This window comes from Pseudomonas sp. LBUM1652 (assembly GCF_059716105.1).
In genome coordinates, this window is record NZ_CP166804.1 from 3,397,669 (window position 1) to 3,421,006 (window position 23,338).

A 23,338-nucleotide genomic window follows, 5' to 3' on the forward strand; every position below is an offset into this window, starting at 1 on the left:
GGCCTAAGGGTTTTCCCTAGGGGTCAAGGGGCGCCTTCCTACGGCATTTGCGCCTTGAATGAGGCGGTTTAATCCTCCATCATCCGTCTCCTGCTTATTCAACGGACGGAATTCAAGGCATGCTGGACGCCAACGCAACCCACATCACCCTCACGCTCGAAGGTGCCAACGCCGACCTGCAAGTCCTTAGCTTCACCGGTCGCGAAGCCCTCAACGAACCGTTCCGTTTCGACCTCGAACTGGTCAGCGCCCGTCCCGACCTGAAACTCGAAGAGCTGTTGCACAAGCCCGGCGTCCTGACCTTCGGCGCCACTGGCGAAGGCAAGATCCATGGCCTGGTGTACCGCATCGAGCAAGGCGATTCCGGCAAGACCCTGACCCGCTACAGCATCAGCCTGGTGCCGCAACTGGCCTACCTGCGGCACAACCACGACCAGCAGATCTTCCAGCAACTGACCGTGCCAAAGATCATCGCCCGGGTGCTGGAGGATCGCGGCATTCTCGCCGACGCCTACAGCTTCCAACTCAGCGCCGAATACCCGGAACGCGATTACTGCGTGCAGTACGACGAATCCGACCTGCATTTCATCCAGCGCCTGTGTGAAGAGGAAGGCATCCACTTCCACTTCCAGCACAGCAGCAGCGGCCACAAACTGGTGTTCGGCGACGACCAGACCGTGTTCCGCAAACTCAAAGCTGTGAGCTACCAGCAAGACTCCGGCATGAGCGCCGACAAACCGGTGATCAAACGCTTCAACCTGCGTCTGGAAACCCGTACCACCCGCGTCAGCCGCCGCGACTACGACTTCGAAAAACCGAAGATCCTGCCCGAAGGCGCGGTCAAATCCGAGTTCGCCCCGGACCTTGAGGATTACGACTACCCCGGCCGCTTCACCACCCGCGAGCGCGGCAAGTTCCTCTCGACCCGCGCACTGGAACGCCATCGCAGCGACTACAAACTCGCCGAAGGCAAAGGTGACGAGCCGACCCTCACCAGCGGCCACTTCCTGACCCTCGCCGAACACCCGCGCGCCGAGTGGAACGATATGTGGTTGCTGCTGGAAGTCTTCCACGAAGGCAAACAACCGCAAGTGCTCGGCGAAAACGTCACCAGCGACGTCACCGACAACAAAAGCGATTTCCACCAGGGCTACCGCAACAGCTTCCTCGCCACCCCGTGGGACGCGCACTACCGCCCTGCCCTCGAACACCAGAAACCAAAAGTCCTCGGCAGCCAGACCGCCGTCGTCACCGGGCCCGCCGGCGAAGAAATCCACTGCGATCAATACGGCCGCATCAAAGTCCAGTTCCACTGGGACCGCGACGGCCAGGGCGACGACAAAACCACCTGCTGGATGCGCGTCGCCAGCGGCTGGGCTGGTGCAGCCTACGGCGGCCTCGCCATCCCGCGCATCGGCATGGAAGTCCTCGTCACCTTCCTCGAAGGCGACCCCGACCAGCCACTCGTCACCGGCTGCCTGTACCACAAGGAAAACGTCGTCCCCTACGACCTCCCGGCGAACAAAACCCGCAGCACCTTCAAAACCCTCAGCTCACCGGGCGGCAAGGGCTACAACGAATTCCGCATCGAAGACAAAAAAGGCGTCGAACAGATCTACATCCACGCCCAGCGCGACTGGGACGAAAACATCGAGCACGACCAGAAGATTCGTGTCGGCAATGAACGGCACGACACGGTTGAAGCCAACACCCTGAGCGAGTTCAAGGTTGAGGAACACCGGATTACCCATCTGGATCGCAAAAGCGAAATGCGTGCGGATGATCACCTGACGGTTGCGGTGACACAGCATGTGAAGGTGGGTACGGCGCAGTTTGTTGAGGCTGGGACGGAGATTCACTATCACGCTGGCGAAAAGGTTGTGATTGAGGGTGGCATGGAACTCACGGCCAAGGCTGGTGGGAGTTTTGTGAAGGTTGATGCGGGTGGTGTCACGATTAGTGGCGCTGAAGTGAAGGTTAATACCGGCGGTGCGCCGGGGGTTGGTACGCCGGCGGCACCGTTGCTGCCGGGGCCGATGAAGGTGGCGGATGCGGATAAGGCTGGCAAAGTACTTGTTCCCCTCCCCAAGCGCCTGAACGAGTCCGGTATCACGCCGCTGTGCGGCAAACAAAGCAACGGCGCTTGCAGCCGTAAGGATTGCACATGCATGTAAAAGCGCTGAACGCCCTCCTCGATGCCCCGCGCCACGAATTCGAGCAGTTGCCAAAAGAAAGCTCGGGTTCAACGCTGTGCTTCATCATCGATCGCACCCGCCAGCCAGAGGCTACAAGTCGTCTCTACCGCATTGGCGAGCCAGTCCACTGCCAAGGCCTTTTCCTGAGCACCGACTTCGCTGAAATGGCTGCTGAAGGCCCACTGTGGCTGACCGCACCGTGGGGCAGTCGCCTGGCCGCGGAAGCGGCAAAACTCTGCGAAGAAAACTTTGCCGGTATCGCACTGGTCACCGACGATCCAGCCAAAGCACTCGCTCACGCCCGCTGGCTGCTGCGCGCCAACGACGGTTCCGGTGGCCAAAGCCTGTTGAGTTACCACAAACCCAGCCTGTGGGCCGCGCTGGCCTACACCGCAGGCGAAAACTCGCACCAGCTCTTTGGCCCTTGGCAGCACGTCTACAGTCCCGCGCCCGTCCACTTTGGCCGCAATCGCGGATTGTGGCTGAGTTGGCGCGCCGTCTCGGAACTCGAATGGCTGGGCGACGTCTCAGCGTTCGACCTTCCAAAAGCAGCACCGAAAGTTCAGGAGCATCTCGGATGGGTTTACTGGGCAGACGAGCAATACGCAGCCTACAGCGAACCCACCGACGAACAACTGCCCAACCTCGTGGAAAACCTCAACGTGCTGGTTGCCCACAACATTTACGAAGGTCGTCATTTACTGAAACTGGGCCAGATCACCAACGGCCCGCTGCTTGAAACGCAGCCTCAGATAATGGCCATCCTGCAATCCAGGGAAGAGTCGTTCATCAAAGTTCAGCAGCTGCAGCAACTCGCTATCAGCGCTGCTTGATGACCCCGTCCGTAAAGAATGAATGGAAGCGAAATGGAAACTGATATCTCGAAAGCACCCAAGGTAGATTTCAATAAACCAGCTGCGAACCCATCGACTTCAGCGGTACCTGTCGAGAGCAAGCCTGCCCTGGAACTTGATCCCCAGCCTGAAGCGCCTGACAGTTGTTCCAACGCGTTCGACCAGGTAAAGACGGCCTGCTCGACGGAATATGGCGAAGTGATCTACGCCACCAAAGAAAAAATGTTTTACCTGTTGCCTAAGCGTGCGGCCAGTTCGATCAAAGAGGCGATGAATGAACTCGAGCAACATATCAGCGCCAGCAAGTCTCCAGAAGAACGACTCAAGGGGATGAACACCGCAGGGCTTCTGGAATACTTCCTGGAGCCGAAGCTGAGTAATTTCCTGCAAGGCGAGCAAAAAAGCCGAATGCTCGAAATCGAGGCTCAGGAACCCGATATCGCGCAGCCCACCATGGCTATGCGATTGAAGGCTGTCAGCCGAGAGGCTCGAAACTCCGCAGCGCTGGACAAACTGCCGGACCAAAGCGAATACGCTCGCAATCGGGAGCTTGCCAATCAACAGCAAGCGAGCCTGCTTGAAGCCAACTCTGATGGGCAGAAACTGCAGCGCCTCTACAACGAATGGAAAAAGCTGAAAGCGGTTGCGGTCGCACAGGCAAAAATTGCTGGCTACACCTACGAAAGCGGCAACCTGTTTTCCCCAGGGGCGATCGAAGCAAGAAATCGCGTGCAGACTTACTTGAAAGCCCGCGCTGCGCTCACCAAGAGTGGCAAGTTGACGACTCTGAAAGAGGCAGACTTTCAGAAAAACAAAAAAGCCTATCTGGACGCCACAAACTGCGTCATCGATGGCAAAGCCCGGATGTGTGGTTATTTAAAGGAAGTCGCCAACGAGCGCGAAAAAGTCGAAAAAGACTTTGCTGCTTATATCGATGCGATTTTGAAAGTTGCCGACTATGGGCTGGCCCTACCGGAATTTGCGCTAATTCCTGAAACTGCCGACATCAGCGCAGGTATCGAGAAATTCAAGGCATATCTCGAGATGGAGCAGCGGCAGATCAAGCTCACGGAGCAGATCCGCACGAAATATAAAGCCTGGATTGACGCCAGCGGGCAAAACATCGCGGCACCTGCAGGTATCGTGGAGGCAGAACAGGCAGAATGGCAGCGCATTCAGCAAGATCGCCTGCAACTTCGCGATGACGCAGAGGCTGCAGTGGCCGCAGCCCTGCCGCTGCGACATCTGCTGTGGGAGCCCGAGCAATTTCAGCCGAAACCGGAAGAACGCTTGGTCAAAGCAGGCTTTCCTTTGCGCGAAGTAGCACTTTTCAATAGCCCCAACAATCCTGTCAAACACCTGAGCCTGCTCAATCTCGAAGGCATCACGAAGGTATTGAAAAAGGACGCGAGTGAAATCGGCGCCAAGGCAAGTAAAGACTTGCAGAAACTTCCGGGGAACAGCACCGGGAAAGCAACGTCGGACACCGACGACAATCCTTTCCATGAGTGGCTGCGGCTTGAAGGTGCACTCGCAATCAAAGATCAGCAGAGTGACTGGTTTGATGAGAAAGGCTGGTTTGATGTGGAAATGTTCCACTCTTACCTGAAGTCGAAGAACTACAAGGTCGAAACCTTTGAGGATGCCGGAGCCCGCAAGGATTGGGGACTTCGTCTTCGTCAGTTGCTGTTCAAGGAAGAAGTCAGAAGCTCCTTGCGCCTGTTCGACAATAGCCCTCAAGCTCAACTCGTGCGTTGCCTCACACCGCCACAGCCATCAATCCACACCGGCGCCAAAATAACCGGCCCGACATTCAGTGTGGCGGATAACTTCAAAGCCTCCGCGAAGGCTGAAGTGAGTCTGGGCATTGACCTCGCCCGTGGCGAAGTTGAATTGATGAAAATGGATCTTCCGGGCAGAGATCAGGCCAAAGACATCCTGATCCCTTACCTCGACTATGAGAAAAACCGCAAAAACCTGAATCTCGGTCGGTTCTCGATCCACTTGGGCGCCAGAGCCTGGGGATACACCGGCGCCACCCTCCTCCTTTCCTCGAGCGTGCAGTTGGGGCGTGCAAACGTACAAGGCGGCCTGAACCTACCGGAAATCACCGACGCAAAACGACCGGATACGACACATGAAACCGCTGCAACCGCGAGAAGCGAACCGGTGCTGGAAGGTAACGCGGCAAAAGTTCGAGTAGAGGACGGCGCCAAAGCCCAGTTCAACCTCTTTGCGGGAGTGCAGGCAGGGATTCTACTGACAGGCGCCTTGAACTGGGCGCCGCCAAAAGAAATCGCTGCATTGCGCACCGCGCCTTCACCAGGAATGGCCAACAGCGTCAACAGCACCAAAGCCAGCCAATGGTCGAGTCTGGCGCGACTGACCGCCGGTTTCACCGCCGCATACGGCCTCGGTGCATCAGCAGACATCGGTATTTCCTTGCACGAAGGCCGCTTCATCATGCGGTTCAAGGCATCCGTCATTGTCGGTGCCGGAGCCGGCGGCGAATTCCAGTTCGAAGTCGGTTATGACGGTGTCACTGACCTGATTAACCTCCTGCGCCGTGAGATGCACAAAAATCAGGATAAATCGCTGATTTTTGTTACTGATGAAGCTGCCGAGTACATCGACAAACTGAACTTCCTAGGGGCTAATGGCTTTGAAGTCGCAATGTTTTACATGCAAGGTGTTGATATCGTAATGTCGTTGTATGAGGCGTTAACCGGCGGAGGAAAAGGGGCGACGATCGCTCATACGATTATGAACTATCGTAATCAAACTGAGCTGGACCAATGGATCTTAACAGCAACCCCTGGTGCGCTTGGCCCTATGTTCATGACACTAATTTCCGCTGCTGAAGAGTTTAAGATAGAGGAATACGGCGGAAGCGGCGCAAAAACAAAAACATACTCAAAAGACCAGTGTCAACTACTTCAACAACAAGCTATTGAGCGTATGCTTGGACTGATCGTACGTCAAGCTAACGCACAAGGAACGATACCGCTTGCTCAAGCACAATTTGAAGAAGCTTGTATGAGCATGAATCGCTTTGGGACCAAAACAGCTACTGGCGCAGAACAAAATTATTGCGAGAATCGGTTGCGTATGGACAACTTTATGTCAGAGGCTGTTCTAAGATTACACAACGATGAAAATGACGAGATGCGCTCGCGCTACAAATCACATGTGAGGCTTTTAGGAGCCAGATTAGATGGCTCATGCCATCGAGTCCAATATTACGGAAAAACTTTTGTTCCCGGTGGAAAAGCAACCTATACAGCTCCTCCCCAACAACTTGAAGGGGAAAAATAATATGTCACGCACACTAATAAACATTCTCACTGCAATCACAATACTGTTTTCTGGACATACGCTCGCCCAACTGACTCCTTACCAGCAAGCCGCAAAAATTCGCGGGATAATGTTATTCAAGCAATACAAACCTGCAGAATCTGAACTCCGCGTTGCCGCAGAGGCCGGAGATTCGGAGGCACAGTTCTATCTAGCAGATGAACTTCGCCAGCAAAAGCAGCGAATGACTGTAGAGGCACAAAAATGGTATGAGGCTTCAGCCTCCCAGGGCGATTACTATGCAATGTTCAAACTTGCAACGACTTCAGGAGATCTTTGCTCCGTCATCAATCAATGTCCTCCAGGAAGCAAAAAACCGAGTGAATGGTTAGACCTATTGATAAAAACCGCAACTCCTCGCGCCGTAAGTGGAGATGGCGAAGCAATGGCGATTTTGTACAATGCAACTGCAGACTTGAAGTGGTTGGAAAAGTCAGCGGCAACTGGGTATGCACCTTCACAGTGGTTACTCGCCAATCGTTATGCCGAGGGCGAAGGCACATTTTTACTTCCTTGGAAGAGGAAGGACGCTGAGGAGGAGTTGCTGAAATCCGCCTCAGAAGGTGGCTACCCCCCAGCGATGATTGAATATATATCGATTCTTTTCCAACGGAACGATTTAGAAAGTGTTCGACATTGGTGGGAAGTGGCGGCAAAAACCGGTTACCAAGCCGCCGTTGCAAGTTATGGTGCGTATCTATCCCATACTCCCGACAAAGTTGGCTACTCCATAGATCTAGTTAAAGGCTACGCACTGGTATCCTTGCTTAAAGAACTGGATGGCGGAGGAAACATTCAAGCTTATGTCGAAGGCAAGTTACCTCAAATAGCGGAGAAAATGACGCCCGCTCAAATTGAGGAAGCAAAAAAATATGCGATTGAATGGAAGGCTACTCACCCACCTCTTTCTTTCTATCCAGAAAAATTGGGTTTCTAAATATGGCTCAAGAGCTTTACACCATAAAAGGCAACGCTCATGCGTGTAGTGACTTAGCCGTACGGCGAGCTATGGGTTTCAGTCTGGTACTTTTTTGCACTGTATTTGGTGATGGCGCAATTGCCGGAATGACCGTTGAACAGCAAGACACAAAAAAATAAAGGATTAATTTTTTCAATCAATACAAACCTGCTGAAAGGGAGCTATTTTTCGGGCTGGCTTGGGTGTCGATGAGCATTGTCGGGGGTTCGGTGACGTTGCTGAGGAGGGGAAGATAGCGGTTTTGTAGCATTTTAATTATTGGCATTTTGATTACTCGATTTTTTCGAAAGTAACCGCCAGCACCGTGACCAAACAGTGGGAGGCGGCCGCGTGCAGGATTGGTCAACCGAGACAACACCAAAACTCAGCTCGCCCGAAGGCGCCCTGCACACAGCCGCCACAACAGTGCACTGCGAAGACATAGATGTCCGCAACGCAAATGATGGCACATCTGCAATGGTGTAGTGCTCAGGTGACCAAACCCGAATCGCTGATTTTGCAGCGACGCGAAACCATAACCGCCCCACTCCAGCCGTCGAAAGCAGACAAGGCATCTGTCCTTGTAGGAATCCGGCCTGCGTCCGCAGGAAATCGACCCACTCCCTGACAGCCGGTGTTCAGCCCGGTTAACCATCGCTTAACGCTGCGGTCAAAAACTCTACTGAACCGCACGCCCTCAGCGCTATTGGCTGACGCCCAGTGCGGCAGGTTTGGCTGAATCACGCCGAACTCTAGAACCGTCACACGGGAGTCCTTTCATGAATATCCGTCCTTTCCTGCTCACCACTGCCCTCGCCTGCACCGCGTTCGCTGGGCTCGCCCAGGCCAATGACTCGTCTGCCACGTCCAACGCTGTGCCTTATGAGTACGGCATGCCGCTGCATGTGGCGAAGGTCGTTTCGCTGACCGAGCCGCCCACTCTGGATTGCAAGGTGATCACTGCCGACATGAAGTACATCGATAACAACGGCAAGCCTGCGGAAATCAGTTATCGGAAGTTGTCTGACGCGTGCAGTTATCAAAACTGACGGAAAGCTCTGATTTGCGGGTTTGCGGTAGGCGGGAAGTGTTTCGCGAGGTTATGCTCGGGGCCTTCCTCACTGCCGCAAGGATTCGCCATGCAGTTGTCGTTTCGCACGTTGTCGACTCTAACTTCTTCGTTGTGTTTTCTCTTGGCGTTGGTCTGGGGCTTTTTCCCCGACGTGTTGCTGGCGATCTGGAGCATCGCGTATTCCGACTCAGCCGGTTTTGTCGCGCGGCGCAGTGCGGTGCTGTTTGCAGCGCTGGGGCTGATGTTTTATCTGGTGCGCAGCGCGCCGCCATCGCTTGGGCGCAACGCGCTAAGCAATGGGTTTATCGTTGGCTGTTTTGGTTTGGCGGTGCTGGGTTTTGCAGAATGGCTCAACGGTCACGCCGGCCCCGGGATTCTGCTCGCGGTGCTGGTCGAGTTCGCGCTGGGCCTTGGTTTTGTGCAGGCCCGGCGCGTGACGGTCGAACTGGGTGAAACGGTGCGTTAAACGGCTCTGGATCGTGGACTGTAGTGATGCGGCGTCGCCTGTCGCTCCAGATCCGAGCGCAGCCCGGCGATCAATTCATTGATTTCGCGACAGCCATTGAGGTGGCTGGCATCAATGTCGCTGACGTGTAGATCGACCTGATCGGTCTGGTGATCGCCGAAAACCTTGACGGTCATCTTCAATTCCGGCGACAGCGTGCATTGGCAGCGTTTAGGCAGAAAGCTGCTTTCAATGATATTGCGTAGTTCCAAGGCAGACAGAAACATGGTGAACCTCTCCTTCTAAATGAAACTGCCAATCAACGCTTCACGTTGACCGCTTTTGCTGCCCCTGCACGGGTGTGTCCCCGCTGTTTCCCTGGTGCGGCAAGCGGTTGTACTGCGAAATGCCTTTTGGAGTGTAGGCGCCCGAACCCGGTGCGCTGCACCAAACAGACGCATAAAGCGTGCCTTCCATCGGATCGTTTTGACCCTCGTAAAATCAAGCACTTGGCGATGAGGCCAGCATTTGGCCAGTTGCAAAATGCAAGAAAAGGACTTCCAGGCCCTGCAAATTGCAACTCGGCGTCGGTTTGCATTCGACGCGCGTGGGGGTAAGAATGCCCCTCAATCCACACTACACCCGCAAGGAGGCTTCCATGGGTTCTTTCCGTACTTACGCGACCACCGGCCTGATCGTTGCCAGCCTGTCCTCCCTCGCCCACGCGGCCAAACTGGAAGATGTGGCGCCGTATCCAAAGGCTGAGGTCGGTTTCACTCGTCAGGTCATTCACCTGCCCAAGCAGGATCAGGAAGAGAACTTTCAAGTCGAGATCCTCGCTGGCAAAACCCTTGAAGTGGACTGCAATCGCCAACGTCTGGGTGGCATGCTGGATGAGAAGAACCTCGAAGGCTGGGGTTACTCGTTCTACCGACTGGAAACAGTCATCGGCCCGATGAGCACGAAGATGGCCTGCCCACCCGGCTCCCAGAAGAAGCGCGCGTTCGTGCCCGTGGTCGGGGATGGCTTCATGCTGCGTTACAACAGCAAGTTGCCAGTGGTGGTTTATGCTCCGTCGGACGTCGAAGTGCGTTATCGCATCTGGTCCGCCTCGGACAAAGTCGGCACTGCCCTTCAGGAATGATCTGAGCAAGGAGCATCATCCGTGATTACCTGCCACGTCAGATACGTGATCGATCCTTACCAGTTGACCGAGTTCGAGGCCTACGCCAAGGCCTGGCTCGGCATTGTCGAACGCTTGGGCGGTACCCATCACGGCTACTTTCTGCCGTCCGAGGGTGCGAGCAATATCGCTTATTGTCTGTTCAGTTTTCCGTCGCTGGCCGATTACGAAAGCTATCGGCACATCGCGATGACCGATCCGGAGAGCACCGCGTTGGTGGAATCACTGGTCGAGAAGAAGTTCATCATCAGCTACGAGCGCAGTTTCCTGCGCCCATTGCTGCCCTGATCGCCATCACGCAGCAAGCAGCAGCGCGACGAATACAGCTTGATCAAATAGCGATTGCCAACCTGGTTATACCTGTCAACTCTGACAGTTATGCAACTCATCCTGATGCCGTAGTTTGAGCATTCACCGGGAATTCACTCCCACCGTGTTCATGCATCAGGAGCATTGCGATGAGCCTTTCAAAATCAAACACTGCCAATGTATTTACTGCCGACGTAAATGGAGGCGAACGTCCTTTGTTCAGTGCAGACAATACGAAAATAATCGACAGGCTTTCTTCAATACCGACCCCACATTGGCAAGGTTTCGGTACTCAGGACATCTCCTCAGACCCATTTGATCCGGTGCAGGTACACCTGAGTGTCTTCGTCGCCGAGGGCGTGGCGCCAGGAATCTATAAGATTGGTGAGGGAGAAGTTTGGGCAAGTTATGGCATTCAGAGGTCCGGAAATATTGAGGCGTATCTATCCATAAGCGGCGAGGTCACGCTGAAAACTGTGCCGTCGCCTGACAATAAGCGGCTGGAGGGCACTGTTTCATTCACCGGCAAATACCAAGACAAGCAAGTCAGGATCACCAATGGCCAATTCAATCTGACTGAACAGGCCTGAAATTACATCGGCACCGCTGCAAATGAAAACCCGCCTCTAGGGCGGGTTGGGTGCTGCAGTCGTGAGCTAGCCCGCCAAATGAGGAATGGCGGTAATAATGCTTGGCTGGCAGCGCAATACGGTGGAAGTCATGGGCTGGAAATTAGCCCGAGCGGTGCTCGCGCTTCAATGGCCAATTCCGCGCGACAAAGGTAGGCTGGCGATTCTGCTCATCACTTCAAGGAACGAATGCATGATGCCTATTGCCCTGCCCCTCACGGCTTTGCTCGCTTTTGCTGGTTATACCGTTTCGGTGATGCTTCAGGCCGAGCAGTCGCTGATCGACTTCGGGATCAGTCTGATGTCGCGCCCGGATACTGCGCAGGTGGTGATTGATCTTTATTTGCTGGCGACACTGGCCGGGGTGTGGATGGTCAAGGATGCCAAGGCGCGCGGGAAGACTGTGTGGTCGGTAGTGCCTTATTTGTTGCTGACGGCGGTTTTTGTGTCGGTTGGGCTGTTGTTGTATCTGGTGGTTCGTGGGGTTCGGGAGCGGAAGAAAGTTGTCGATGCGCCTCAGTTGAGCTGATCCGGATGTTGTGTAGATGCTGAATCCGCCTTCGCGAGCAAGCTCGCTCCCACAGGGAGACTCAGCCAAGTTTTACGGCGAAGAAGGCTGCGGTTTCGTAAGGTACTGTCACCACATCTTTACCGCGTAGCTCTGGCTCGGAGTTGATCAGCGCGCGAATCTGCTCATCGACCTGCGTCCGCTGCGCGTCCGGCAACGCGGCGATAAAACTGGTGGAGCGCACTCGATTGAAAATCACATCTTCCGGCGATCCGGTGTGGCCATGGTGAAACTGCTGGAGTTGCAACGCGCCGAACGCCGGATGCGGAAACGCCGCCCGCCAGGCACCGGTGTAATAGCGCGGCGTGTCGCCCTCCAGTGCGTTGACGATTGCATCGAGTTTCGGCACCCAACTGACTTGGGTATCGCGCAGGTTCCAGATCAACGCCAACTTGCCCCCGGATTTGAGCACTCGGGCGATTTCGGTCAGCGCCTCAGTGCTGGCGAACCAGTGAAACGCCTGGGCGCAGACCACCACGTCCACTGAAGCATCGGGCAATGGCAAGTCCGTTGCCGTCCCGCTCACCGCCAGTACCTGCGGCCAGGCATCAGAGAGTTTTTCCAGCATCTGGGCCACCGGTTCCACGGCAATCACTTGCGCGCCGGTCGCCACCAGCCGCCCGGTAAACTTGCCAGTGCCAGCGCCCAGATCAATCACGGTTTTATGACCATCCAGACCCAATGTGGCGGTCAGCCATTCGCTGACCTGCGGCGGATAATCCGGCCGTCCTTTGACGTAGGTATCGGCAGCGATTTTGTAGCCGGCGGCGGCTGAGTGATGGACCTGATCTTTCATGGCAACTCCCCTTGCGGCAAAGCTTCGGATCAACGGCGGATGCCCACGAGCATAGCGCTTGAATTTACGCCTACCTTGAACAGTCACTGACAAAGCAATGAATAAAATTTCACCCTGTGGTGTTCAAAGTCAGACATAACCCTCTGTGGAGCCTTGCCCATGACTATCCGTTCCGTTATGTTCGCCGCCCCGTTGCTGCTGGCCGCTGCCCTGTCCAGCCATTTGGCGTTTGCCAATGGCGATGAAGACGAGCCGGTCAAGAAGCCCGAATGCCCCAAAGGCCAGGTCTGGGACAGCAAAACGCAGAAGTGCGTATTGCAAACCAGCAGCCTGTTGCCCGACGCTGATCGTACTGACTACGCCTATCGCCTCGCCAAGGACGGTCGCTACGACGAAGCGCTGGCGCTGCTCGATACCCTGCAACAACCGAACACCGCCAAGGCCCTGAACTATCGCGGATATGCCACGCGCAAACTGGGCCGTACCGACGAAGGCATCAGCTATTACCTGCAATCGGTGAAACTCGATCCGCAATATGCGCAAGTGCGCGAATACCTCGGCGAGGCCTATGTGATCAAAGGCCGCGTCGACCTGGCGCAGGAACAGTTGCAGCAGATCAAATCGATTTGCGGCACGTCCTGCGAGGAGTACCAGGATTTGGCTGAAGCCATCAACGATTCATCGAAAACCTGAGCATCAATCAACGGAGGCGATCATCGTCAGCGATCAGGCATTCAGAGCAGAACTCGGCCAGCATCTGGCGCGATTGTGGCGCTACGGCTTGCTACTGTCGCGCAATCGACACGTAGCCGAGGATCTCGTGCAGGCCACGTGCGTGCGGGCGCTGGAGCGTTCTGCGCAGTACGCGGCCGGCACGCGCATGGATCGTTGGCTGCTGAGCATTCTGCATTCGATCTGGCTCAATGAAGTGCGCGCTCGCCGCGTGCGCCACGGTACCGGTCAGGTCGATGCCGATGGGCAACTGGCGTTCGACGGTGAGCACGCGGCGCAGACGCACGTCATGGCGGCGCAAGTGATTCGTCGGGTCGATGCGCTGCCTGAAACTCAGCGTGAAACCGTGTACCTGGCGTATGTCGAGGGCCTGTCCTATCGCGAAGTCGCGGAGATTCTGCAGGTGCCGATCGGCACCGTGATGAGTCGTCTGGCCACCGCCCGCCTCAAACTCGCCGAATATCCGCCGCTGCAATCCGTGCCGAAACCTACCGAAGGAGACCGCTCATGAATACACCTTCGGACGAGCAACTGGTGGCCTATCTGGACGATGAGCTCGACCCGGATTATCGCCGCCGACTCGACAACGCAATCGCTGACGACCCGCTGCTCAACCTGCGCGCGCAGTGGCTGAGCCGCAGCAGCCTGCCGTTCAAGAACGCCTACGATGAACTGGCGCAACAAGCGCCGCTGGATCGTCTGCAAGCACGCCTGGATGCCATTCCTTCGCCACAAAAGCCGGGGCTGAGTCGCCGCTGGTTTATCGCTGCCACAGCAGCCACGTTGGTGGCTGGCGGGGTGCTGGCGGACCGATTGTTGCTCGGCTGGCAGGCGCAGCAATCACACAACTGGCGTGGGTTGGTTGGCGACTATATGGCGCTGTATGTGCCGCAGACACTGGAGCATTTGCCCACTGACGACGTTACACAGCGCGCACAGTTACGCAGCGTCGACGCACGCCTTGGCCTGAATCTTTCCGCTGCCGCGCTGAAACTGCCGGGCGCCGAATTCAAGCGCGCGCAAATGCTTGAGTACGACGGCGTACCGATTGCGCAGATCGTGTATCTGGACGCGAAACATGGGCCATTGGCGCTGTGCGCCAGGCGTTCGAACAGCGGCAGTCAACCTTTGGCGCACGAACGCCGGCAAGGGATGAATGTGGTGTATTGGACCGAGCGAGAGCATGCGTGGATGTTGATCGGCCATGACACCGCCGCAGGGCTCGAAGAAAAGGCAAATTTGTTGAGAAGTCGTTTAGCCGTATGAGAAAAACCACTTCTATGCTGGAAAAGTAATTTTCCAAGGAGTATTCCACCGATGCCGATTTCGTCTCGCACTGCATTATTGGTGATCGACGTTCAGAACGACTTCATTCCCGGCGGTCAATTGCCGGTGCCTGAAGGCGACCAGATTGTGCCGCTGATCAATCGCATTGCCGGCCACTTCAAACAGGTTTTAATTGCCCAGGACTGGCACCCGAAGGGACATGTTTCTTTCGCTTCCAGCCACCCCGGCCGTCAACCCTTCGATGTCATTCAACTGCCTTACGGTGCACAGACACTTTGGCCCGACCATTGTGTGCAAGCCACTCCCGGTGCCCAGTTTCACCCGGAGCTGGATCTGCCCCACGCCCAGTTGATCATCCGCAAGGGCTGCAATCCCGACATCGACAGCTATTCGGCGTTTCTGGAGGCCGATCGGCGCACCACCACCGGGCTGGCCGGCTACTTGAAAGAGCGCGGCATAGATACGGTCTACATGGTTGGTCTGGCATTGGATTTCTGCGTGATGTTTTCCGCTCTGGATGCGCGGGCGGCGGGGTTCAATACGTTTGTGGTGCTGGATGCCTGTCGGGCGATTGATCTGGATGGATCACTGGCGGCGGCGATGGACCGGATGCAGGGCGCAGGGGTCGGGTTGATTCAATCCACTGAAATCAGCTGATCGGCGACCATTCCCCTGTGGCGAGCGGCCGTCAGACTGACGTTGGCAGCCACAGTCGGAATCGCGCGCCCCCCAGCGGAGAAGACTCGACCGTCAAAGTCCCGCCCTGCGCTTCCAGTGCCCGACGACTGATGGCCAGTCCAAGGCCGAACCCACCTGTCGCCCGATCACGGCTGCGATCAAGTCGATAGAACGGCTCGAAAATCCGCTCGCGTTCATCGTCGGGAATGCCGATGCCGTCGTCATCCACCCAGATCTCGCAACCTTTTGCGCAAACCTGTACGCCGATCTGAATGCGCTTTTCGCAGTACCGCATGGCATTGCGCACCAGATTCTGGATCGCCCGGGCAGTCAGTCGCGGATCAAGCGAGAAGCGCTCGAGCTGTCCGTGCAGCAGCACATCGATGACGATATCCGGCGACTCCAGTTCCTCGTCGACGCTGCCCAGAATACTGTCGATGAATTCGTCCAGCGACACTTCGACCTGCTCCGGACACTGCGCAGGGTTCTGCAAGCGGCTGTAAGACAGCAATTCCAGTACCAATTCATCCAGCTCACGAATATGTGCGACCAACCCTTGCAAACGCTCACGGCTCGCTGCCGGCAAGTCGTCGGACAGCGCCAGCGCCAGGCCGAAATCCAGGCGCGTCAACGGCGTGCGCAATTCGTGGGAGACCGCGTTGAGCAGGTCGCGCTGTTGGTTGAGCAGGTTCTCGATGTCACCGGCCATGGTGTCGAACACATTGGCCAGGCTGCCGATGTTCGAACTCGAGGCGATATTCGTGCGTTCGCTCAGATGACCTTTACCAAAACGCTCGGCAGTGCCCTTGAGGCGTTCCAGATCGCGCCAGTGTGGACGCAGCCACATCAACAGACAGGCGAGCAGCGTTGCGCCGATCAAGACGTTGATGCTCCAGTACAACAGATCGACGTCCATCGGGTCGGGCGGCACCACCATTTGCACCGCCATGGTGTCGTCCAGCGGCGTGACCGCGAGTGTGCGCCAGCCCCAATCGCCGATGCGCACCACGTTCTCGCGACGCCGCAGTCGCTCACGTTCAATGGCGGTGAAGTCGGCATCGTCGATGCGCGCCAGCACGATGTTCAGTGGCTGGAAGTCCTTGTCCATCGACGCTGCCACGGCGGGCCATTGTTCCTGCGGCACGGCGTGAAACTGTTTGGTGATCAGCGATTGCAGGCCACGGGAGTAGTCGAGGTTGTAGGTGACAAAGCGCTCCCGGAAAGCCATGACCACCAGATCCGGCACCAGATAGATGGCCGCGCTGTACGAGACAATCGTCACCAGATACAGACGAAACAGGATGCGAAACATCAGATCAGCATTCCCATTCGGAACGGCTGAACAGATAACCCTTGCCCCACACCGTCTTGATCTTGCGCGCCTCGCCAGCATGGTCATCGAACTTGCGCCGCAGCTTGGAAATCGCCACATCCACCGAACGGTCAGTGCCGTTGAATTCGATGCCACGCAGGCGTTGCAGAATCTGGTCGCGGCTGAGCACTTCGCCGGCGTGTCGCGCCAATACCACCAGCAAGTTGTACTCGCCGCTGGACAACTCGACCGGCTGATCGCGCCAGCTCACGGTGCGTTCGGACAAATCGATGCAAAGGTTGCCCATGACGATGCGGTCGTTGACCGTCAACGGTTCGCCCAGGCTGCTGCGGCGCAGCAAAGTACGCACCCGTGCAAGCAACACGCGCGGTTCGCAGGGTTTGGTGACGTAATCGTCAGCGCCCATTTCCAGGCCCAGCACCTGATCGTGGCTGTCATCGCGAGCGGTGAGCATCAGGATCGGCAGCGTCGCCGAGTCGGCACGCAGCAAACGGCAGACTTGCAGGCCATCAAGCCCCGGCAACATCAGGTCGAGGATCACCAGATCCGGCGGATTGACCCGCGCCCGTTCACGCACATGGTCGCCACGGCCGATCACGCTGACGGAATAGCCGTTGCGCTCCAGGTAGCTGGAAATCAGTTCGGCGAGGGCGGTGTCGTCTTCGACCAGCAGGATGTTGGGCATGGGTGTTCCAGAAAAAGTGCTGTGGCGACTGGTCGGGCCTCATCGCGAGCAGGCTCACTCCTACATTGGTTCTATGTCAGCCACAAATTTTGTGACCGCCACAAACACTGTAGGAGTGAGCCTGCTCGCGATAGCTATTGAACTGTCGCAATAAATTTCAAGGGCTAAAGGATATACGCCCTCACCCACTCCTGAGTAAAACCCTTACACAATTTCACACAGCGCCTACAAAGCTTCACCGCTACTCTCGGCAACTGCCCGTAGGATGCGGGCATCAATATTGGGGGTGGTAAATGTCGAACAAACTGCTGGCCGGGCTCGGCCTGATCGCCATGGCGCTGACGCTGAGCGCCTGTGACTCGTCTTCGAACGCCGAAGAGCAGGCGCCGCCAGCCACCGTGCGCACCGAGACCATCGAAGCCCGCCCCCTGTCGATCAGCAGCGAACTCAGCGGCCGCATCGCCGCGCCGCGCATTGCCGAAGTGCGTGCCCGGGTGCCCGGCGTGGTGCTGCAACGCACCTACCGCGAAGGCAGCGACGTGAAAAAGGGCGACGTGCTGTTCCGCATCGATCCGGCACCGTTCAAGGCTGATCTGGACAGCGCCGATGCCGCCTTGCGCAAGGCCGAGGCCAATGCCTTTCAGGCGAAGTTGCAAGAGCAGCGCTACGCCCAGTTGATCGACGACAAGGCCATCAGCGCCCAGGACTACGACAACGCTCGCGCCAATGCACGGCAAACGGCCGCCGATGTCGCCGCCAGCAAAGCCGCGGTGGAACGGGCGAAGCTGAACCTGGGTTATGCCACCGTCACCGCACCGATTTCAGGGCGTATTGGCCGTGCGCTAGTCACCGAAGGCGCACTGGTCGGCCAGAACGAAACCACGCCGTTAGCGCTGATTCAGCAACTCAACCCGATTTATGCCGACCTCACCCAGTCGACCCGCGAACTCAACGAATTGCGCCGCGCATTCCGTTCCGGGCAATTGCAGGAAGTCGGGCAGGATCAGGTCAAGGCCACGCTGATTCAGGACGACGGCAGTCTGTATCCGCTGCCGGGCAAACTTTTGTTCAGCGACATCACCGTCGACCCGGGCACCGGCCAGATCATTCTGCGCAGCGAATTCCCAAACCCGGATCTCGACCTGTTGCCCGGCAGCTTCATCCGCGTGCGCCTGGAACAGGGCACCATCCAGAATGGCATCACCGTCCCGCAACGCGCCGTGCAGCGAGACAGTGCCGGAGTGGCGAACGTGTTGACTGTCGACGAACAGATGCGCGTGGCCGAGCAACCGGTGCAACTGGGCGCGGTACAGAACAATCGCTGGATCGTCACTGGCGGCCTCAAACCCGGCGACCGTATTGTCATCGAAGGCCTGCAGCACGCTCGCCCCGGCGAGAAAGTACAGATCGACGAGACCCCTCTTCCACTTGCCCAGACCTCTGGTCAGTAAGCAGGACGCTTTTATATGCCGCAGTTCTTTATCGACCGCCCGGTGTTTGCCTGGGTAGTCGCACTGTTCATCCTGTTGGCCGGTGCGCTGGCCATCCCGCAATTGCCAGTGGCGCAATACCCCGACGTCGCGCCGCCACAGATCGAAATCTACGCCGTGTACCCCGGCGCGTCGGCGCAGACCGTCGATGAAAGCGTGGTCAGCCTGATCGAGGAAGAACTCAACGGCGCCGATCACCTGTTGTACTTCGAATCGCAAAGCAGCCTGGGCAGCGCCACGATCAAGGCGACTTTCCAACCGGGAACCAACCCGGAACTGGCGCAGGTCGACGTGCAAAACCGCCTCAAGGTAGTCGAGTCGCGCTTGCCGCAAGCGGTGAACCAGCAAGGTTTGCAGGTGGAGAAAGTCTCCTCCGGCTTCCTGTTGCTGATCACCCTGACGTCCAGCGACGGCAAGCTCGATGACGTAGCGCTCAGCGATTATCTGGCGCGCAACGTGATGAACGAAATCAAGCGCCTGGATGGCGTTGGCAAAGCGCAGTTGTATGGTGCCGAACGGGCCATGCGCATCTGGATCGATCCGCAGAAGCTCATCGGTTTCAACCTGACCCCGGCAGACGTCAACGCCGCCATCGTCGCGCAGAACGCCCAGGTGTCGGCGGGCAGCATCGGCGATCTGCCTGCGCCGTCGACGCAGGAAATCACCGCGACGATTCTGGTCAAAGGCCAATTGTCGACGCCGCAGGAATTCGCCGACATCGTGCTCAAGGCCAACCCGGACGGTTCCACCGTTCGTATTGGAGATGTGGCGCGGGTCGAGATCGGCAGTCAGGAATATCAATTCGGCACTCGCCTCAATGGCAAGCCGTCCACCGCCGTTGGCGTGCAGTTGTCGCCGGGCGCCAACGCACTGAATACCGCGACGCTGGTGCGGGCGAAGATGGATGAGCTGGCGCGTTACTTTCCGGCCGGCGTGGAATACAAGATCCCATACGACACCTCGCCATTCGTGAAGGTCTCGATCACCAAGGTGGTCTATACCCTCGGCGAAGCGATGTTGCTGGTGTTTGCGGTGATGTTCCTGTTCCTGCAAAACGTGCGTTACACACTGATCCCGACACTGGTGGTGCCGGTGGCGCTGATGGGCACGTTCGCGACCATGCTGGCGCTGGGATTCTCGATCAACGTGTTGACCATGTTCGGCATGGTGCTGGCCATCGGTATTCTGGTGGACGATGCCATTGTCGTGGTGGAGAACGTCGAACGGATCATGGCCACCGAGGGCTTGTCGCCCAAGGAAGCGACACGCAAGGCGATGACGCAGATTACCGGCGCCATCATCGGCATCACCCTGGTGCTGGTGGCGGTGTTCATACCGATGGCGTTCATGCAGGGTTCGGTCGGGGTCATTTACCAGCAGTTCTCGTTGTCGATGGCAACGTCGATTCTGTTTTCGGCGTTCCTCGCACTGACCTTGACCCCGGCGCTGTGCGCAACGCTGCTCAAGCCAGTTGCCAAAGGCGAGCATCATGAGAAAAGCGGCTTCTTCGGCTGGTTCAACCGCCGCTTCGAGCAATTGACCAACCGCTATCAGGGTTGGGTTGGTTATGCGCTGAAACGTACCGGACGGTATCTGCTGATCTACGTCGTGTTGCTGGTTGGCCTGGGTATTTGCTTCATGCGTCTGCCCTCCTCGTTTTTGCCGGTGGAAGATCAGGGCTACACGATCACTGACATTCAACTGCCACCCGGCGCGACCAAGAACCGTACGGTGCAAGTGGCCGAACAGCTTGAAGCACATAACGCTGGCGAGCCGGGTATCAGCGACAGTGTGGTGATTCTGGGTTTCAGCTTCTCCGGTAGTGGGCAAAACGCGGCATTGGCGTTCTCGACGCTGAAGGATTGGTCGCAACGCAGCAGCGAAGATTCAGCGAGCTCGATTGCCGACCGCGCCAACATCGCCTTGAGCCAGATCAAGGACGCCATGGCGTTTTCCGTGCTGCCGCCCCCCGTGGACGGCCTCGGTACGTCCAGCGGTTTCGAGTTCCGTTTGCAGGATCGCGGCGGACTCGGCCACGCAACACTGATGCAGGCGCGTACCGAGTTGCTGGCAGCCGCCGAGAAAAGCCCGGTGCTGATGAACGTTCGTGAAAGCGCGCTGGCCGAAGCACCGCAGGTGCAACTGGAAGTGGACCGCAAGCAGGCCAATGCCTTGGGCGTGTCGTTCGCAGACATCGGCAATGTGCTGTCCACCGCTGTGGGTTCGGCGTACATCAACGACTTCCCCAATCAGGGGCGCATGCAGCGGGTTGTGGTGCAGGCTGAAGGCGATCAACGCAGTCAGGTCGATGACTTGCTGAAAATGCATGTGCGCAATAACGCCGGAAAAATGGTGCCGCTGTCGGCATTCGTGCAGGCCAAGTGGATTCAGGGCCCGGCGCAACTGACGCGTTACAACGGCTACCCGGCGATTGCGATTTCCGGCGAGCCTTCGCCCGGTCACAGCACGGGCGAAGCCATGGCCGAAGTTGAACGCCTTGTCGCGCAAGGGCCGAAAGGTCTGGGGCAAGAATGGACGGGCCTGTCGTTGCAGGAGCGCTTGTCCGGTAGTCAGGCGCCGATTCTGCTCGGGCTGTCGCTGCTGATCGTGTTCCTGTGCCTGGCAGCGCTGTATGAGAGCTGGTCGATTCCGACTTCGGTGTTGCTAGTGGTGCCTTTGGGGGTGCTCGGCGCGGTACTGGCGGTGACGCTGCGCGGGATGCCCAACGACGTGTTCTTCAAGGTCGGCCTTATCACCATCATCGGTCTCTCGGCGAAGAACGCGATCCTGATCATCGAGTTCGCCAAGAGCCTGTACGACGAAGGCCACGACTTGATCGACGCGACATTGCAGGCCGCACGCCTGCGTCTGCGCCCGATCGTGATGACGTCGCTGGCGTTCATCCTCGGCGTAGTACCGCTGGCGATTGCCACTGGCGCCAGCTCGGCGAGCCAGCAAGCCATCGGCACCGGAGTGATCGGCGGGATGATCACGGCAACCTTGGCGGTGATCTTCGTCCCGGTGTTCTTCGTCGTCGTGATGAAACTCGTAAAAAGATTCACCAAACCCCACTGACCCTGTACGAGCTGCCGCAGGTTGCGATCTGATCGTTCCCACGCTCTGCGTGGGAACGACGCTGTGGATGCTCTGCGTCCCAAGGCCAAAAGATCGCAGCCTGCGCCAGCTCCTACAAAAGCCCGGTGGCGTGCGCTATGGTGCAGGCATCGATCACTGATGTGAGCCTCCATGCGCTTTCTCGCCCGCACCCACCCTCGCCTCTCTGCCGCCGCCCTGCTTGGTCTCGCCACAGGTCTTCTGGCCCCCGCCGACTCCATCGTCAGCAAAATCCTGATCGGCTGGAACGCGGGCGTCTGGACGTACCTGATCCTGATGTTCTGGCTCACCGCCCGCGCCAAGGCACCGGACGTCAAACGCATTGCCGAAGTCGAAGATGAAAACGCCGGGCTGGTACTGTTTGTGGTGTGCATTGCCGCGCTGGCCAGTCTGGCGACCATCACCTTCGAACTGGCCGGCAGCAAGGATCTGGAAACCACCCGCAAGCTCATGCACTACGGTTTCACCGCATTGACCGTCATCGGCTCATGGTTGCTGATCGGGGTGATTTTCTGCGTGCATTACGCAAGGTTGTATTACACCTGGGACGGCAAGGAACCGGCATTGCGCTTTGCGGAGGGTCTGACAACGCCTAACTACTGGGACTTTCTGTACTTTTCGTTCACCATCGGCGTGGCCGTGCAGACGGCTGATGTCGGCGTTGCGACACGGGACATGCGCAAGATCGTGCTGGCGCAATCGTTGATCGGTTTTGTGTTCAATACGGCGATTCTGGGGTTTTCAATCAACATCGCGGCGGGTTTGTTTGGCTGACAGTCACCACGACCAACCAGCCAGCCGCGCAAGTCCGGCGCCGTTTGGATGCCCCTGACATACAGCTGCGGTATCAGCGCTCCTGAAATGCACGAATGCACATCCTCATACCCTGAAGATTTAAATCCAATATTAGCCTTTATATGAATGACGATGGGACCGTCAGTACATCTGGTTATAAAGTTACGTGTAAATGCTTTGCTCGCCATACAAGACAGCCATCGACGCTAAAACCTCCAACACATATTCCACACCTTGTATAGCTGCTATATCTGACAGTGTACAAAAGCAGGGCGTTGGTCTTATATGAAACATCCAAGCAACTCACATCGAAAGATGCGGCCTGGACTTCCCTGTCACAAATATGGAGAGTTTAATCATGAGCAATACCGCCTTGAATGCTTGCGCCTCGACTCTGGAGGAAACCTTCAGCGCTAACCTGAAAGATGGCAAAAACTTTGTCGCAACGCTTACTGAGCTCAGGAGTTCGTCAACCCCGGGGCGGGGCGACATCTGGGTTGTCATCGCCACTGACCGAAGAGACGACAGTGCAAAAACATTCACCATCTCCTTCTCGAAAGACATTGAAAGTAATATCGGCAAAATCACCGACGGTGATGATGAGGTTTCGCTTTTCTACAATAACTATGAAGATATTGACAATCCAACCCTTCAACAAGCTAGAACAGGTACGATCCAATATACACTGGATCTTAAAGAAATGACGTTGAAGGGCTCATTCAACGCCGACATAGACAAATCTGATGGCTCCGGACAGTACCTGTGTAGAGCTCACTTCGATACGATACTCAGTCGTTCCAGCCCAGCGCTTGTTCGATAAAGTAAAAAAGGGCCTTGGTATTTGACCCAGGCCCTTTTACA

The 23,338-nt window shown here is 57.0% G+C and carries 22 protein-coding genes; 18 read left to right on the forward strand and 4 right to left on the reverse strand.

The genetic code is table 11. The features are described from left to right. The first annotated feature begins 119 nt into the window (after window positions 1–119). The 6 genes from ACA069_RS15280 (at window position 120) to ACA069_RS15305 (ending at window position 8,899) form a co-directional block, all read left to right on the forward strand. A complete protein-coding gene (locus ACA069_RS15280; protein ID WP_497614106.1) occupies window positions 120–2,174 on the forward strand; it encodes a type VI secretion system Vgr family protein in 2,055 nt (684 codons plus the stop codon). After that, window positions 2,165–3,028 (forward strand): DUF4123 domain-containing protein, encoded by an 864-nt coding sequence (locus ACA069_RS15285; RefSeq protein ID WP_497614107.1) that lies wholly within the window; start codon window positions 2,165–2,167, stop codon window positions 3,026–3,028. Before ACA069_RS15280 ends, ACA069_RS15285 begins: the two co-directional genes overlap by 10 nt. A 33-nt stretch (window positions 3,029–3,061) precedes the next feature. Further along, window positions 3,062–6,364 carry a hypothetical protein gene (locus ACA069_RS15290; RefSeq protein ID WP_497614108.1) on the forward strand — a complete coding sequence of 1,101 codons (3,303 nt, stop codon included), beginning with the start codon at window positions 3,062–3,064 and terminating at the stop codon, window positions 6,362–6,364. Next, a complete protein-coding gene (locus ACA069_RS15295) occupies window positions 6,264–7,340 on the forward strand; it encodes a tetratricopeptide repeat protein (RefSeq protein WP_497614110.1) in 1,077 nt (358 codons plus the stop codon). Before ACA069_RS15290 ends, ACA069_RS15295 begins: the two co-directional genes overlap by 101 nt. Window positions 7,341–8,140: 800 nt before the next feature. Continuing rightward, complete coding sequence (locus ACA069_RS15300) at window positions 8,141–8,410, forward strand: DUF2790 domain-containing protein (protein ID WP_497614111.1); 270 nt, start codon at window positions 8,141–8,143, stop codon at window positions 8,408–8,410. Between the two features lie 90 nt (window positions 8,411–8,500). After that, window positions 8,501–8,899 carry a hypothetical protein gene (locus ACA069_RS15305; protein ID WP_401263950.1) on the forward strand — a complete coding sequence of 133 codons (399 nt, stop codon included), beginning with the start codon at window positions 8,501–8,503 and terminating at the stop codon, window positions 8,897–8,899. On the opposite strand, the gene ACA069_RS15310 is transcribed toward ACA069_RS15305, so the two are convergent. After that, a complete protein-coding gene (locus tag ACA069_RS15310; protein WP_489879548.1) occupies window positions 8,896–9,165 on the reverse strand; it encodes a DUF1652 domain-containing protein in 270 nt (89 codons plus the stop codon). The genes ACA069_RS15305 and ACA069_RS15310 overlap by 4 nt on opposite strands. Window positions 9,166–9,536: 371 nt before the next feature. Here ACA069_RS15310 and eco point away from each other — a divergent pair, with 371 nt between their 5' ends. The 4 genes from eco (at window position 9,537) to ACA069_RS15330 (ending at window position 11,528) form a co-directional block, all read left to right on the forward strand. Then, complete coding sequence (gene eco / locus ACA069_RS15315) at window positions 9,537–10,022, forward strand: serine protease inhibitor ecotin (RefSeq protein ID WP_497614113.1); 486 nt, start codon at window positions 9,537–9,539, stop codon at window positions 10,020–10,022. A 21-nt stretch (window positions 10,023–10,043) separates the two neighbouring features. Next, window positions 10,044–10,349, forward strand: a complete 306-nt coding sequence (locus ACA069_RS15320; RefSeq protein ID WP_150591961.1) for an NIPSNAP family protein — start codon at window positions 10,044–10,046, stop codon at window positions 10,347–10,349. 170 nt (window positions 10,350–10,519) lie between these two features. Continuing rightward, a complete protein-coding gene (locus ACA069_RS15325; protein WP_497614114.1) occupies window positions 10,520–10,960 on the forward strand; it encodes a hypothetical protein in 441 nt (146 codons plus the stop codon). Between the two features lie 232 nt (window positions 10,961–11,192). Then, complete coding sequence (locus ACA069_RS15330) at window positions 11,193–11,528, forward strand: DUF2834 domain-containing protein (RefSeq protein ID WP_497618253.1); 336 nt, start codon at window positions 11,193–11,195, stop codon at window positions 11,526–11,528. A gap of 61 nt (window positions 11,529–11,589) precedes the next feature. Here ACA069_RS15330 and ACA069_RS15335 read toward each other — a convergent pair whose 3' ends face one another. Beyond that, window positions 11,590–12,363: a class I SAM-dependent methyltransferase gene (locus tag ACA069_RS15335; RefSeq protein ID WP_497614116.1), complete on the reverse strand. Its 774-nt coding sequence runs from the start codon at window positions 12,361–12,363 to the stop codon at window positions 11,590–11,592. Between the two features lie 159 nt (window positions 12,364–12,522). On the opposite strand from ACA069_RS15335, the gene ACA069_RS15340 reads away from it, so the two are divergent. From ACA069_RS15340 to pncA, 4 genes are read left to right on the forward strand one after another with little or no spacing between them, the layout of a single operon-like run. Next, window positions 12,523–13,056: a tetratricopeptide repeat protein gene (locus ACA069_RS15340; protein WP_401263943.1), complete on the forward strand. Its 534-nt coding sequence runs from the start codon at window positions 12,523–12,525 to the stop codon at window positions 13,054–13,056. 22 nt (window positions 13,057–13,078) lie between these two features. Next, complete coding sequence (locus ACA069_RS15345; RefSeq protein WP_316249771.1) at window positions 13,079–13,606, forward strand: RNA polymerase sigma factor; 528 nt, start codon at window positions 13,079–13,081, stop codon at window positions 13,604–13,606. Beyond that, window positions 13,603–14,361, forward strand: a complete 759-nt coding sequence (locus ACA069_RS15350; RefSeq protein ID WP_489879543.1) for an anti-sigma factor family protein — start codon at window positions 13,603–13,605, stop codon at window positions 14,359–14,361. Before ACA069_RS15345 ends, ACA069_RS15350 begins: the two co-directional genes overlap by 4 nt. Window positions 14,362–14,412: 51 nt before the next feature. Further along, entirely contained in the window at window positions 14,413–15,039 is a 627-nt protein-coding gene (pncA, locus tag ACA069_RS15355) for a bifunctional nicotinamidase/pyrazinamidase (RefSeq protein ID WP_497614117.1), read from the forward strand. A gap of 31 nt (window positions 15,040–15,070) precedes the next feature. Here the strand turns inward: pncA and ACA069_RS15360 are convergent, their stop codons facing one another. Further along, window positions 15,071–16,372, reverse strand: a complete 1,302-nt coding sequence (locus tag ACA069_RS15360) for an ATP-binding protein (protein WP_497614119.1) — start codon at window positions 16,370–16,372, stop codon at window positions 15,071–15,073. 4 nt (window positions 16,373–16,376) lie between these two features. After that, window positions 16,377–17,078, reverse strand: coding sequence for a response regulator (locus ACA069_RS15365; protein WP_187678934.1), 702 nt, complete (start codon window positions 17,076–17,078; stop codon window positions 16,377–16,379). A gap of 293 nt (window positions 17,079–17,371) precedes the next feature. On the opposite strand from ACA069_RS15365, the gene ACA069_RS15370 reads away from it, so the two are divergent. The 4 genes from ACA069_RS15370 (at window position 17,372) to ACA069_RS15385 (ending at window position 23,297) form a co-directional block, all read left to right on the forward strand. Next, window positions 17,372–18,529, forward strand: a complete 1,158-nt coding sequence (locus ACA069_RS15370; RefSeq protein WP_489879540.1) for an efflux RND transporter periplasmic adaptor subunit — start codon at window positions 17,372–17,374, stop codon at window positions 18,527–18,529. 15 nt (window positions 18,530–18,544) lie between these two features. Beyond that, a complete protein-coding gene (locus ACA069_RS15375) occupies window positions 18,545–21,643 on the forward strand; it encodes a multidrug efflux RND transporter permease subunit (RefSeq protein ID WP_497614121.1) in 3,099 nt (1,032 codons plus the stop codon). A 171-nt stretch (window positions 21,644–21,814) separates the two neighbouring features. Further along, window positions 21,815–22,456, forward strand: coding sequence for a DUF1345 domain-containing protein (locus ACA069_RS15380; protein WP_489879538.1), 642 nt, complete (start codon window positions 21,815–21,817; stop codon window positions 22,454–22,456). Window positions 22,457–22,835: 379 nt separating this feature from the next. Then, window positions 22,836–23,297, forward strand: a complete 462-nt coding sequence (locus tag ACA069_RS15385; RefSeq protein ID WP_497614123.1) for a hypothetical protein — start codon at window positions 22,836–22,838, stop codon at window positions 23,295–23,297. Window positions 23,298–23,338: the final 41 nt, after the last annotated feature.